We start from the raw sequence: 12,489 nt of genomic DNA, 5'->3' as shown, positions 1-12,489 counted from the left end.
CCATCCCATATCTAGATAGAAATGAAACGACTCTTTCGTGTGTTCAAAACCTTATTGCTGGTGTATTACGCCTATATGGTGGAATATCGAGCAGAGTTAATTCTGTGGGTGCTTTCAGGATCATTGCCCATTATTTTGATGGGAGTGTGGATACAAGCTTCTCAGCAAAGTAATTTTGGACTGTCTCCGACCGATTTTGCACGCTACTTTTTAGCCGTGTTTTTAGTGCGGCAATTGACGGTTGTGTGGGTGATTTGGGAGTTTGAACGGGAAGTTGTTGAGGGGAAGCTTTCACTCAGATTGTTACAACCGCTTGATCCGGCTTGGCATCATGTGTTTTCGCATGTCTCAGAACGGTTTGCCCGGATTCCATTTGCGATACTACTAATTGTCTTATTCTTTCTCCTTTACCCAACTGCAATCTGGGTTCCGAGCGTTGGAACAGTGTTACTGTTTGTGGTGTCGATCGTATTAGCTTTCTCGCTAAACTTTCTGATTCAGTACACTTTGGCACTCTGTGCGTTTTGGACAGAGCGGGCAAGTTCATTGCAAGAATTCTGGTTTTTGCTGTATCTATTTTTGTCTGGGGTGATTGCACCGCTTGAAGTCTTTCCGCCTGTCGTGAAAACACTCGCTTTGTTTACGCCGTTCCCTTATTTAGTCAATTTTCCAGCGAGCTTGCTGGTTGGATTACCAACGAATCCAGCGCAAGGATTTTTAGTGATGGCAGGTTGGATTGTCGGATTTCTCGCGCTCAATCGTTGGTTATGGCGGCAAGGCTTGAAACAATATTCGGGGATGGGAGCATGAGACGGTATTTTCAAGTGCTGCGATTGTTCTGGAGTACTGCGATCGCTGCTGAACTAGAGTATCGCATTAACTTCCTAATCGCAGCACTGACAAGCTTAGGCGGATTAGTCGGAAGTTTGTTTGGATTATTTCTCTTTTATCGAACAGGCTACACCTTCGCTGGATGGAGATGGGAAGAAGCATTGATCGTTGTGGGAGTATTCACATTACTAGAAGGCTTTTCCAGTACCTTTCTCGCACCCAATCTGAACCGAATTGTGCGGCATGTGCAGGAAGGAACCTTGGATTTTGTGTTGCTAAAACCGATTAGTTCTCAGTTTTGGTTGTCTGGGCATACCATCTCACCTTGGGGAATTCCCGATATTATTTTTGGCGCGATCGTCATTTTTTATGCGGGCACTCGATTAGGGATTGGTGTGAATGCGTATCTGCTCAGTCTGATTCCATTAGTTTTCGGATTAGCAATTCTCTATAGCTTGTGGTTCATATTGGGGGCGACAAGCATTTGGTTTGTCAAAATCTACAATGTGACGGAAGTATTGCGGGGATTGATTGAAGCAGGACGGTATCCAATGGCAGCTTATCCGATCGCGTATCAATTCTTTTTTACGTTTATTGTTCCCGTTGCTTTTCTCACGACCATTCCAGCCGAAGCCATGTTAGGACGAGTCGAGTTTGGATGGATGCTTGGAGCAGGAGGTTTAGCGATCGCACTTTTATTTGTTGCACACAGTTTTTGGCGATTTGCGCTGAGATTCTACACCAGTGCATCTAGTTAGTAGCGAATGTACTCGATCCAATCGAGCAGAACTGGTTAAGCTATTGTCATTGTTCTCTCACTCAGACTATGACTCGTGCGCCCTTGATCGGAATTACGACCCACAGCCGCAATGCGACCAATGAAGTTGTGCTACCTGGAACTTATGTAGATGCAGTGCAATCGGTTGGCGGCAATCCAATTTTGCTTCCTCCCACTCAAAGTCATCTTGAATCGTTGCTCGATGCGATCGATGGGTTGATTCTCTCCGGAGGCGGGGATATTCATCCGATTCATTACAATGGCGAAGATCATCCTGAGATTTACGGGATAGATGACGATCGCGATACGTTTGAGATTACGCTAGCAAAGTTAGCATTGATGCGGGAAATTCCAGTACTGGGGATTTGCCGGGGAATGCAGGTTTTGACGGTGGCAACGGGAGGCGGATTGATTCCGCATGTGCCCGAAGTCTTTGGAGATAGCATTGATCATCGGTTAGATAATCCGCGTCGTCCGATTCCCCATGAGATTGAAGTACTAGCTGAGAGCCGATTGTCGGAGCTATTAGGCAAGACTCAGATGAATATTGTGTCTTGGCATCATCAGGCAGTTGAGTTTCATTCGGATGTGTGGAAGTTGGCGGCTCGCTCCAACGATGGATTAATCGAGGCGTTAGAGCATTCAGAGCATCCTTGGGCGATCGCGTTGCAATGGCATCCAGAATTGTCCATGCAAGATCCAGCGCATCAGAGATTCTTTCGATCGTTTATAGACGCTTGTAAGAAATGAGTTCTCTCTTACGTTCGATGCGAGTTAGGCGGGCAATGTTCTTTCCTTAGAGAAAGAGCAATAGTACAGGACACGAAAACAATGACGAATCTTTTGCAAACAGCGGCTGAAGTCGGATCATTTAAGACGTTGTTGAGCGCGATCGACAAAGCCGGAATCGCACCCGAATTAGAAAATCTCGATGGGTCTTTTACACTGCTCGCTCCCACCGATGCAGCCTTTGAAAAATTACCAGTGGGAATGCTAGATGAATTGCTACAAGACTTGCCCAAACTACGGAGAGTCTTGAGCTATCACGTTTTGCCAGGAGATGTGAGGTTTGAGGATTTGACTGAGATTGAAGAAGCACCTACTTTAGAAGGCTCAGTGATTGCAGTCGATCATCAAGGCGGCATCAAAGTGAATGATCTGGCGATCGCACAAGCCGATATCTTGGCAGAAAATGGCGTAATTCATGCGATCGAGGGTGTGTTGATGCCTGCACTGCTCGCAGGAGGCTAAACAGTTTGCTATCCTAGGATCTCTTCATCGCACAGGACAGGATTTTGAGTACGTTTGCCAAGTTGACCCCTCGGACGCAGCGGAATTTAGGGGTGCTATTTACGGCAGGATTGCTATTTTGGGCAAGTCTAGCAAGCCTGCTTCCCACCTTGCCCCTCTATGTCAAATCGATCGGCGCGCCCGATGATCAACTTGGTATGGTGATGGGAGCATTTGCGATCGGGTTATTACTCTTTCGTCCTCAAGCTGGTCAGACAGCCGATCAGCAGGGACGAAAGATTGTGCTACTGATTGGAATTTCAGCCGCAACCCTTGCTCCAGTCTGTCATTTACTGACCCAATCGATTCCAGTACTGATGCTGATTCGAGCATTTCATGGACTGAGTATTGCAGCTTTCACAACCGCTTATAGTTCACTGGTCGTTGATCTTGCACCGCCAGAAAATCGCGGGGAGTTGATCGGTTACATGAGCTTGGTCAATCCGATTGGAATGGCATTAGGACCAGCGCTTGGCGGATATCTGCAAGAGTTGACGACTTATGCACCTGTGTTTGTGATGAGTTCAATTCTTGGCTTGATTAGCATGACTTGTGCGATGTTTGTGAAAGCTCCGCCTGTCATGTATGCTCCTCAAGACCAAAAAGAAAAAGATCAGTTCTGGCAGTTGTTGATCAGCGATCGCATTCGAGTTCCAACGATTACCATGCTGCTCGTCGGCATCGCATTTGGTGCGATCGCAACATTCGTACCGCTTTATATCAAAGATTCAGGAGTTGGACTCAATCCAGGACTGTTCTACACAGCAGCAGCAATCACAAGCTTTTTAACCCGGTTTGTCGCAGGAAAAGCCAGCGATCGCTATGGGCGAGGTCGATTTATTACGGCTGGTCTGTTGGGCTATGCCATCTCAATGCTGGTTCTGTGGCAAGCAACCGATGCCAATCAATTTCTCTTAGCCGGAGCGCTCGAAGGATTTGGAGGCGGCACATTTTTGCCGATTATGATTGCATTAGTTGCCGATCGCTGTCAGCCTTTTGAGCGGGGACGAATTTTTGGATTATTTGTCGGGGGTTTCGATTTAGGAATTGCGTTGGCAGGTCCGATTCTGGGTCTCGTTTCTAATATTGTCGGCTATCGCAGTTTGTATCTCGTTGCGGCTTGTGTGGCGTTTGCTGGTTTGATTGTGTTTATGACGTTATCGAGTAAGAGCGTTGCTGATTCATTTCGATTCGCCTTGGGGTATGGAAAAGATCCGTATGCAGTTTCTAAAGTGGGTTGAACGATGAATGTTCCTCATTTCATGCTCAAAGAGATTCACCAACAGCCAGACGTGATTCGTCATCAACTCGATCGGACAATTTCAATTGGAATTCCCGATCGCATCAACATTCTGGCATGTGGAACTAGCCTGAACGCAGGTTTGATTGGGCAATTTCTATTTGAGCAGATTGCTCAAATTCCTACTCAAGTGCGATCGTCGTCTGAATCTCTTTCAGCCCCACTGCTGGAAACTCCAAATACAATTACGATCGCGATTACACAATCTGGTGAAACAGCCGATACAATTGCTGCACTTCAACAAGTTCAATCGAAGCGAGTTGCCATTACCAATGGAATTGACAGCACAATTACTCGATTTGCTGATCACACAATTTATACAAATGCAGGTGAAGAGAAAAGCGTTGCTGCAACTAAAACATTTACATCACAGATTGTACTTTTTTACAAGTTAGCATTTCAAATTGCACATGAGAATCAAAAACTCAGCGATCGAGAATTTGCATCACATCTTGAATCACTCAAGCAAATCCCACAACAAATGGAGAAATTGCTAAATGAGAATACAATCGTTGAACTTGCTCAAACTCTAAAAGAAACGCGCGATCTGATCATTTTAGGCTCGGGAATTAATACTGCGATTGCATTAGAAGGCGCATTGAAACTCAAAGAAGCAACTTACACACATGCAGAAGGGTATGCTGCCGGAGAATTTCTTCATGGTCCGATCGCATTGCTCGATGCAGAAATTCCGACATTAGCGATCGTGACAGAAGATGATTCTCGTATACAAAAAACAATCGATCGGATTCGTGCTCATGGAAATCATGTGATCGAGATAACCGCAAAATCAGTCCCCGAATTGTTCAGTCCATTCCTTGCAGTTGTGGCTTTGCAACTGTTGGCTTACCACTTAGCAACCCTACGCGGGATAGATGTTGACCGACCCAGAAATATTGCAAAATCTCTCACGACTTAAGCCCATCCTAACTAAGGTTCACCAATCTTTGCGTTTCCCTCTATCGCTGGTTGGAAAATTGCTTTAGGATTTGGGTGTGAATAAAGCTCCGTAAAGTAATATTCCTACTGAAATGACTTCTTCTCCAGATCCTCGTCATCGTCTCACGTCCGATGAGCTCATCGCGATGTTTGTGGCGTTCCTTAGCATTGGGGGCATCTTCTTCTGGGCACTGGGTCAGCAAGACTCCGGCTTTGATCTCGGCTCCCTGATAGGTTCACCAAAACCTACGGCTTCTTCTCCGCCTTTACCGAGTGGAACGGCTGCACCGAATGCGATCGTCGGAACAGCACCCGCATCACCTCTACCGCAAGCGACATTAGCTGTTCCGCAAATTGAGGCGACAGATGCACCACAGCCTAATGTGCAAACGATGGTTCCCAGTATTCAAACGCCGATCGCAACTGTTCCGGCTCCCAATCCTGCGTTGCCGAATCTGGTTCCGTCGCCGAATACTCCTGCATCGCCAGGAGTTGCGAAGCCAGTCACTGGATTTTCAGATGTGCCCAGCGATTTTTGGGCAGGAGCTTATATTGGGGAATTGTCACGTCGTGGAATTATTAGCGGATTTGACGGTGGAGTCTTTAAGCCAAATGAATCGCTCACCCGCGCACAATTTGCTTCCTTATTAGGCAAAGCATTTGGGAAACCGAAACAGCGACAAAGCGTTGAATTTCAAGATGTGCCTGCAAATTATTGGGCAAAATCCGCGATCGATGATGCGATTCAGACTGGATTTATGAGTGGATATTCGGAAGGCGATTTCCGTCCCGATCAGCAAATCCCGTTATATCAGCTTCAAGTCGCACTTGCCGCAGGGTTAAAACTTCAACCTCAAACGCCTGTAGCGCAAACGTTGACAAACTTTAAAGATGCAGCCCAGTTGCCAAAATGGTCACAAGAGAAAGTTGCAGCCGCGATCGACTCAGGACTCATCACAGGATATCCCAGTCCTCAAGAACTCACTCCAACTCGCACTGCAACGCGAGCAGATGCGGCAGCGCTGATCTATCAAGCACTGGTGAAAGAGGGGCGGATTACACCGACGAAGTAGGGAGTAGGGAGTGGGGCATGTTTTTTCTCCCTACTCCCCCCCTCTCCGTAAATTTACGATCACTTCACGCAACCCCCAATTCCATAAATTTTTTCGCCTGATCCGAACTTTTGCCGCTTTTTTCCGTCGGAAGTTCTTAACCTAGAATTTGACTCACCCGAAGCTGATACGCCACAATCGGACATAATTCGGACTATTTCAACTAGCAGAACTTACCGGGTGCGTCGTTTCTTGTTGCGAATTCTGAATTAGCGTCAATAATTCCTTTGCCATGAGTCACGCCCAACTCGCGCTCAAAACTGGTCAAGCGAAACTCTGGATTCTCCTTGTGGGAGTTAGCCAGTACCACGATCAGCGATTTCCGATCCTGCAATACTCCACAGTCGATACTCAGCGGCTGGCAGATGCCTTCACAGAAGTCATTCAGGAATTTCCTGATACCAGCCTGAAACTGCATCACGATAACGCGCTACCCCCGACCCTGAGCGAAGTGCGATCGAGCCTGCAAGACATTGTGGAACATGCCAAGCCAGACGATACGGTTCTGTTCTATTTTGCTGGACATGGGGCACTCGACTCGCGAATGCAGCAAGTCGTATTCTGCTTAGCTGACACGCAGAAAGATGCCATGCTGCAAACGGGATTAAGCGCGATTAGTCTCTTGGGATCACTTGGAAACTGCGCGGCAAAACAGCAAATCCTCTGGATCGATGCATGTCATGCAAATGGAATGACGCTGCAAACTGATACACCTGAAATTTTAGATAATCCAACCTGGCAATTGAGCGAGATGTTTCGGCAACGCGCATCTCAGAATCCCGGATTTCAAGCGTTACTGTCTTGCGATCACAAGCAACAGTCCTGGAAATTTCCCGAATTGGGTCACAGCATTTTTAGCCATTTCTTGATTGAAGGATTGCGCGGAGGAGCCGCAAATCCTCAAGGCATCGTCACAGCTTCTGTTTTGGGAAATTACGTTCACGATCGCATGATTCAATACATCGATCGCACGAATCAGCAGTTGGAATGGCTGCACCGAGATGGAGAAAATCGTTCTTCCAAAGCCATCGTGCAAAAACCTGCTCGATTCGGTAATGCCCAACTGCAACTCCCAATCGGCATTCGCCCCAAAGATCCATTAGAGTATCTATTTCCAGAGATCAAAGCACCTGATATTGAACCACCGCTTGCTCGATCTGCCTCGAGACGCAAGCCAACGCTTGATGCGCAAAACCTCATTCCACCCCCGATCGAGAAACCAACCACGATCGAGCCAACGATTCCACCCTTCCAAAAGATTGTTCCTGAACAACCTGCTCCTGAACCAATCCCAGAAGTAATCTCGATCGAGCCAGTCCTGCCAAAAGCGCAAGAGCCTGTTTCGGAATTCGTTGAGCCTTCTGTTCTCGACGCAAACCTGCCAACCCCATTAATTGAAGCTCCAGAAGTCGAAGAGATTCCGGTCGAACCGACTCCACCCATTGAGCCAGCAATTGATGAGATCGAGCTGGCGCGACCAGAAATCCCAGAACCAATTTCACTTCAGGAAACACAACCAGAAGCCAACGTTTCCGCTGCACCGGAACCTAGCTCAGACCTTAGCTCGATTCAACAACCCGTTGCAGATTCTCCGATTTCCTTCGCACCGAGTCCTATCGAAGAACCACGGTTAGAAGTGGTCGAGCCAATCGCAATCGCCCCTGCCGTTTCGGAAGTTTCCCTCGAATGGGTAGAGTCGGCTCCACTGACGCAAGAACCAAGTCCACCAAACGAGATCGAACCAGAACACGAAGCCGCCGCTTCCGACCTCGCAGACTCGATCGCACTCGGCTCTCACTCAGTTGAATCTCAACACGCTTTGCCTGAAGTTGCAGACTCGATCGCGCCTGTTAAACCCCCTCGAACACGCCCTGACACTCAACGGCAGGTTCAGCGCTTCCAGCGCGTGATAAAAAAACGCTGGAATTCGGCAGCGATCGCGTTTAATGGAACAGTTCGCGGAGCCACCCAATCGGTCGGGAACTTTGCAACATCCCAACAAACGCAGGCGAAACAGCAAGTGTCCCTCCTTCGCAACTCACTCTCGAAAAAGATCGGTTCGCTGAGCCAGGCGACCCGCCAAGCCGCAAATTCTGGTCAAACTCTTTATCGTCAAAGTGTGGCTGAAGCGAATCACATCGCCACTGATGCGGTTCAAAATCTCGATCGCTCCACCCGCAACCTCCATCAAACTGCGAATACTGCCTGGAGCAAAGCGGCTGAGCGTACACAAGCCCCTGAAACTCGCCAACTGGCAACAACGGCGCTCAAAACGCTAGGAGTCGTTACGCTTAGCATGGCAGGCATTGGAGCCTATATGTACCGAAACGATCGGATTCATCAGGTTCAAACCCTCTCCAGCACTGCAACAACGCAAATGCAGTCGAATCAAGACAGCCAAGCCTTAGCAACCGCCCTCAAAGCGGGGCAAATGTTGCAAAGCGTCGATCGTCCCTGGAATTTTGTGCCAGAGAGTTTGAAATTGAGCGCGATCGCCACGCTTCAACAAGCTGTCTCGATGGCTGAAGGTAGCTCAACACCAATCGGTGCTGGATTTGCCAATGCCACTCTCAGTCCTGATCAAAAAACTTTTGCCGTTTCAACGCGCAAGAACACGATTCAGATTTGGCGACAGAACGACGCTCAACTTCAACAACGTGAAACAGAATTGAGTGGACACAAAGCTGCGATCGCCAAACTCATCTTCAGTCCAGATGGAAAACGCCTTGCTTCATCAAGTGCAGATAAGACGATCAAAATTTGGGATGTCGAAAAAGGCATTCTGATTCAAACTTTAGCTGCCCATACTCAAGCTGTCACAGCCCTCAGCTTCCGCTCCGACGGTGAAGTTCTCGCATCGGGCAGTGCCGATCAGACGATCAAACTCTGGGGCATCTCAAATGGCCGCATCCTCGACACCTTTAAAGGACATAATGCAGTCGCGAGTGTGATTCGATTCAGTCCTGATGGTCGCATCCTCGCGGCTGGAACCACAACGAACACCATCCATCTCTGGTATCCCGATAGTCAAAATCCGGTTCTCCTCGGCAGTCACGACCGCACAGCAGTCGGGCAAGGCATCAACGATTTGGCTTTCACACCGGACGGCAAAACGATCGCATCCGCTGGAGTTGATAAAACAATTCGACTTTGGAATGTTGGCTCAGCAACGACCGAACGCGAAGCCATTCCCACGCAAACGCTGACCGGGCATGAAGAGGAAGTCACCAGTTTAAGCTTTAATGCTAGTGGACAAATTTTGGCATCCGGCGGACGCGATCGCACGATTCGTCTCTGGAATATGCAGGATGGAACTTTCCTCAAAACCCTCCTCGGCGCTAAAGATCCAATCGAGCAACTAACATTCACCGCCAATGACCAATCCTTGTCCAGTGTCGGCAACCAGTATGGCTTGAAGATTTGGAACCTTGATCTCAACTCACTGATGAAGACAGGCTGTCAATTGGCGGGAAGTCGGACAATAGGATGTTCTTGAATGGGGTGTTCTTGAAGGTGAGCGATCGCATTCCAAAAAATGCGCGCTATACTAGGAAAACATCACGGGGCTGTAACGGTTTCGACAGGTTGGCGAACGTTCCATCGAGATGCAGGTCGAGAGGGAGTCCACTCTCGTAAATCTAGGCTCAAAAAAATAGATGCAAACAACATCGTACCTTTCGCTCGTAAAACTGCACCTGTTGCAGCATAAAACACCTCTAATTCAGGTTCGAGCGCTTACCGTCTGACACCGTTAAAGATAGTAAGCACAACCCCAACGGTTGCTCTAGAATTTCGCCTTTGGTCGGCATTCTAGCTAAGACAATACCAAAGCATCCTATTGTCCGGGATAAAGGACAGTTCCCGCTTCGAGGATTAGAGAAGCTAAACCTGTGAATGATTGATAGAGCTAATACCCAGTTTGGACACGGGTTCGACTCCCGTCAGCTCCACTTTTGCTGATTGACTTTTACTCATTGAATGATTGATTCAATCGATATTGATAGAGTTAAATATCGATTGAATCAAATCTTGATTAAATCGAATAATAGAGCGGGAAAGATTTTGCGTCTTTGGGTCTGACATACACCCGTTGATCAGGAACAAGATTCAACTCATCAAAGCGATCGCGGGTCAGATGTGCCGACACGACTTGTCCATCATCCAGCGTCAGTTCCGCCTGAATTTCCCAACCTAAGTGAATCAATCGCGTCACTCGCGCAGCAACCGTCGAACCATTTGGAGAGGTTTCGACTAATACATCATGTGGTCGCAAGAACATCTCCGGATGCGCCGAATCAAAGCCATTATTTTGAAAAATTCTAGACGAACTGGGCAGCACGTTCACTGGGCCAATAAAACTCATCACAAATGCGCTCGCCGGATGATCATACACATCGGCAGGCGTACCGATTTGTTCGACTTTGCCCTTATTCATCACTACGATTTCGTCCGAGACTTCCATCGCCTCTTCCTGGTCGTGCGTCACAAACACGGTCGTCACATGTACCTCATCATGGAGTCGCCGCAGCCAAGCCCGCAGATCTTTGCGCACTTTCGCATCTAAAGCTCCAAATGGCTCATCTAATAACAAAACTTTCGGCTCTACTGCTAATGCTCGCGCCAATGCGACCCGCTGCCGCTGTCCTCCGGAGAGTTGAGACGGATAGCGATCGCCCAACCCCGTCAACTGCACTAGTTCTAAAAGCTCGTCCACACGACGTTTGACCTTTTCAGCACTCATTTTGCGAATGTCCATGCCGAATGCAATATTGCGCCGCACGGTGAGATGCTTAAATAAAGCATAGTGCTGAAACACAAAGCCGATATTGCGATCCTGAACACTGCGATCGGTCGCATCTTCGCCCGTGAGAAAAATTCGTCCTGAATCTGGGCTTTCCAATCCTGAGATCAGCCGCAGCAGCGTCGATTTACCTGAACCTGATGGCCCTAGAAGTGCCACCAACGAGCCACTTTTGATTTCCAAACTGACCTGATCTACGGCCTGGAAACTGCCAAATCGCTTAGAAACGTCCTGTACTACGATACCCACGGCATTGACCTCGAAAGGGAATTCCCACTTTCTTGATAAGATTACTGTAGTTTTATAACATAATCCCGCGATCGATTGGTTAAAGGAATCGCAAAAAAAAAGACATCCCCGAAAGAGATGTCTTGAAAACATTCAACCACAAACCTAAAACTTAATGGACATTGTTGCCCGTGGATTCGGAATGAGACACAGGCAGCGTATGCGGGAGAGACGAAGAGAGAGAAGGATTGAACTGCTGATTGTTCACACTGCCCTTGACTTGTCGCATAAGACTTGCCATCTCCAGCGCGCTCATACCATATTCCCAGCCTAGATTGCTCTTGATGCCAGCGCGCTCTAAAGCTTGCTGCATCGTATCAGTCGTCAAGACTCCAAAAATGACAGGTACGCCAGTCTGAAAACCTGCCGCAGCAATCCCTTTCGAGACTTCTGAAGACACATGATCAAAGTGAGGAGTTTGTCCCTTGATCACAGCCCCCAAACAAATGACGGCATCATATCGCCCTGACAGCGCAAATTGGCGTGCCACTAGAGGGAGTTCAAATGCACCTGGAACCCAGGCGTAATCAACCTGTGTGCCATGCGGATCAACATTGATTCCGTGGCGCTTTAGGCAATCTTGACAAGCTTCTAACAAGCGGGTGGTCACGAGGTCGTTAAATCGCCCAACCACGATCGCAAACCGCAGAGATTCGGTCTGAGAGAACGTTCCTTCAAAAATTGTCATCGTTTGAATCTGAGTATCAACACTTCAATAGCTACCAGTTTTCCCCAAAGAGAGTTTCTCCGAGGATTCACTTAAATTTAACTTGGGAACTTAGGCTTTGAATAGTGCTGATCGCTCTATTTATTTAGATTTTACATTTGAGTCCACAGATTTTAGAGTTTCTTCTCCGTACTAACACTGAGAGATCTTCAAGTAAACTCAAAAAACTGGGGACGAACCCCAAGTTCCTCCCCAGTATACGCATGAATTTAGATCACGAGATAGTTTAAAAGCCCGACCACAATCACCAAAGCAAACCAGATTCCGGAGCCAAGATAGAGTAAGCGCTTGGAGGTGTCCCAGTTTTGGGGGGAAGCGTAAGCGACAGGTACGCCAACGACCATGATGAACGAAAATAAAACGAGTGCCAACAATGCGAGTTGGAAAATGAATGTCATTTTTCTCTCCCTAAAACAGCGTTTG

11 protein-coding genes and 1 other RNA gene are annotated in these 12,489 nt (G+C 47.8%); 9 read left to right on the top strand and 3 right to left on the bottom strand.

All coding sequences use genetic code 11. From position 1 onward, the window contains the following. The first annotated feature begins 21 nt into the window (after positions 1-21). The 9 genes from OU814_RS01510 (at position 22) to ssrA (ending at position 10,203) form a co-directional block, all read left to right on the top strand. Complete coding sequence (locus OU814_RS01510; RefSeq protein ID WP_268179906.1) at positions 22-810, top strand: ABC transporter permease; 789 nt, start codon at positions 22-24, stop codon at positions 808-810. Then, positions 807-1,589: an ABC transporter permease gene (locus OU814_RS01505; RefSeq protein WP_268179904.1), complete on the top strand. Its 783-nt coding sequence runs from the start codon at positions 807-809 to the stop codon at positions 1,587-1,589. Before OU814_RS01510 ends, OU814_RS01505 begins: the two co-directional genes overlap by 4 nt. Positions 1,590-1,657: 68 nt before the next feature. Then, entirely contained in the window at positions 1,658-2,359 is a 702-nt protein-coding gene (locus OU814_RS01500; protein ID WP_017290880.1) for a gamma-glutamyl-gamma-aminobutyrate hydrolase family protein, read from the top strand. Positions 2,360-2,440: 81 nt separating this feature from the next. Beyond that, positions 2,441-2,860, top strand: coding sequence for a fasciclin domain-containing protein (locus OU814_RS01495; RefSeq protein ID WP_017290881.1), 420 nt, complete (start codon positions 2,441-2,443; stop codon positions 2,858-2,860). 44 nt (positions 2,861-2,904) lie between these two features. Beyond that, a complete protein-coding gene (locus OU814_RS01490) occupies positions 2,905-4,140 on the top strand; it encodes an MFS transporter (protein ID WP_268179901.1) in 1,236 nt (411 codons plus the stop codon). A gap of 3 nt (positions 4,141-4,143) precedes the next feature. Next, on the top strand, positions 4,144-5,118 hold the full coding sequence (locus tag OU814_RS01485; protein WP_268179899.1) for an SIS domain-containing protein: 975 nt from the start codon (positions 4,144-4,146) through the stop codon (positions 5,116-5,118). Between the two features lie 112 nt (positions 5,119-5,230). After that, positions 5,231-6,211, top strand: coding sequence for an S-layer homology domain-containing protein (locus tag OU814_RS01480; RefSeq protein ID WP_268179897.1), 981 nt, complete (start codon positions 5,231-5,233; stop codon positions 6,209-6,211). A 271-nt stretch (positions 6,212-6,482) separates the two neighbouring features. Continuing rightward, the gene (locus OU814_RS01475) at positions 6,483-9,746 is read left to right on the top strand and encodes a caspase family protein (RefSeq protein ID WP_268179895.1); all 3,264 of its coding nucleotides are present in this window, start codon (positions 6,483-6,485) and stop codon (positions 9,744-9,746) included. 66 nt (positions 9,747-9,812) lie between these two features. Next, positions 9,813-10,203, top strand: a transfer-messenger RNA (tmRNA) gene (gene ssrA / locus OU814_RS01470). A gap of 80 nt (positions 10,204-10,283) precedes the next feature. Here the strand turns inward: ssrA and OU814_RS01465 are convergent. From OU814_RS01465 to psbZ, 3 genes are all read right to left on the bottom strand, one after another. Beyond that, a complete protein-coding gene (locus OU814_RS01465; protein WP_268179893.1) occupies positions 10,284-11,300 on the bottom strand; it encodes a sulfate/molybdate ABC transporter ATP-binding protein in 1,017 nt (338 codons plus the stop codon). Positions 11,301-11,451: 151 nt separating this feature from the next. Continuing rightward, positions 11,452-12,027 (bottom strand): 6,7-dimethyl-8-ribityllumazine synthase, encoded by a 576-nt coding sequence (ribH, locus tag OU814_RS01460; protein ID WP_190648481.1) that lies wholly within the window; start codon positions 12,025-12,027, stop codon positions 11,452-11,454. A gap of 248 nt (positions 12,028-12,275) precedes the next feature. Beyond that, a complete protein-coding gene (gene psbZ / locus OU814_RS01455; RefSeq protein ID WP_017290892.1) occupies positions 12,276-12,464 on the bottom strand; it encodes a photosystem II reaction center protein PsbZ in 189 nt (62 codons plus the stop codon). Between the last annotated feature and the right edge of the window lie 25 nt (positions 12,465-12,489).

The sequence above is a fragment of the Leptolyngbya sp. GGD genome, from assembly GCF_026735145.1.
In the GTDB taxonomy this organism is placed as follows: domain Bacteria; phylum Cyanobacteriota; class Cyanobacteriia; order Leptolyngbyales; family Leptolyngbyaceae; genus Leptolyngbya; species Leptolyngbya boryana.
Note: the sequence above shows the minus strand (reverse complement) of the source record. Positions and strands in the feature narration are given on the sequence as shown.

What these genes read in the sequence shown, in the direction of transcription:
- OU814_RS01510 (WP_268179906.1), top strand. Translation starts at nt 22, where the DNA reads ATGAAACGACTCTTTCGTGTGTTCAAAACCTTATTGCTGGTGTATTAC.
- OU814_RS01505 (WP_268179904.1), top strand. Translation starts at nt 807, where the DNA reads ATGAGACGGTATTTTCAAGTGCTGCGATTGTTCTGGAGTACTGCGATC.
- OU814_RS01500 (WP_017290880.1), top strand. Translation starts at nt 1,658, where the DNA reads ATGACTCGTGCGCCCTTGATCGGAATTACGACCCACAGCCGCAATGCG.
- OU814_RS01495 (WP_017290881.1), top strand. Translation starts at nt 2,441, where the DNA reads ATGACGAATCTTTTGCAAACAGCGGCTGAAGTCGGATCATTTAAGACG.
- OU814_RS01485 (WP_268179899.1), top strand. Translation starts at nt 4,144, where the DNA reads ATGAATGTTCCTCATTTCATGCTCAAAGAGATTCACCAACAGCCAGAC.
- OU814_RS01480 (WP_268179897.1), top strand. Translation starts at nt 5,231, where the DNA reads ATGACTTCTTCTCCAGATCCTCGTCATCGTCTCACGTCCGATGAGCTC.
- OU814_RS01475 (WP_268179895.1), top strand. Translation starts at nt 6,483, where the DNA reads ATGAGTCACGCCCAACTCGCGCTCAAAACTGGTCAAGCGAAACTCTGG.
- ribH (WP_190648481.1), bottom strand. Translation starts at nt 12,027, where the DNA reads ATGACAATTTTTGAAGGAACGTTCTCTCAGACCGAATCTCTGCGGTTT.
- psbZ (WP_017290892.1), bottom strand. Translation starts at nt 12,464, where the DNA reads ATGACATTCATTTTCCAACTCGCATTGTTGGCACTCGTTTTATTTTCG.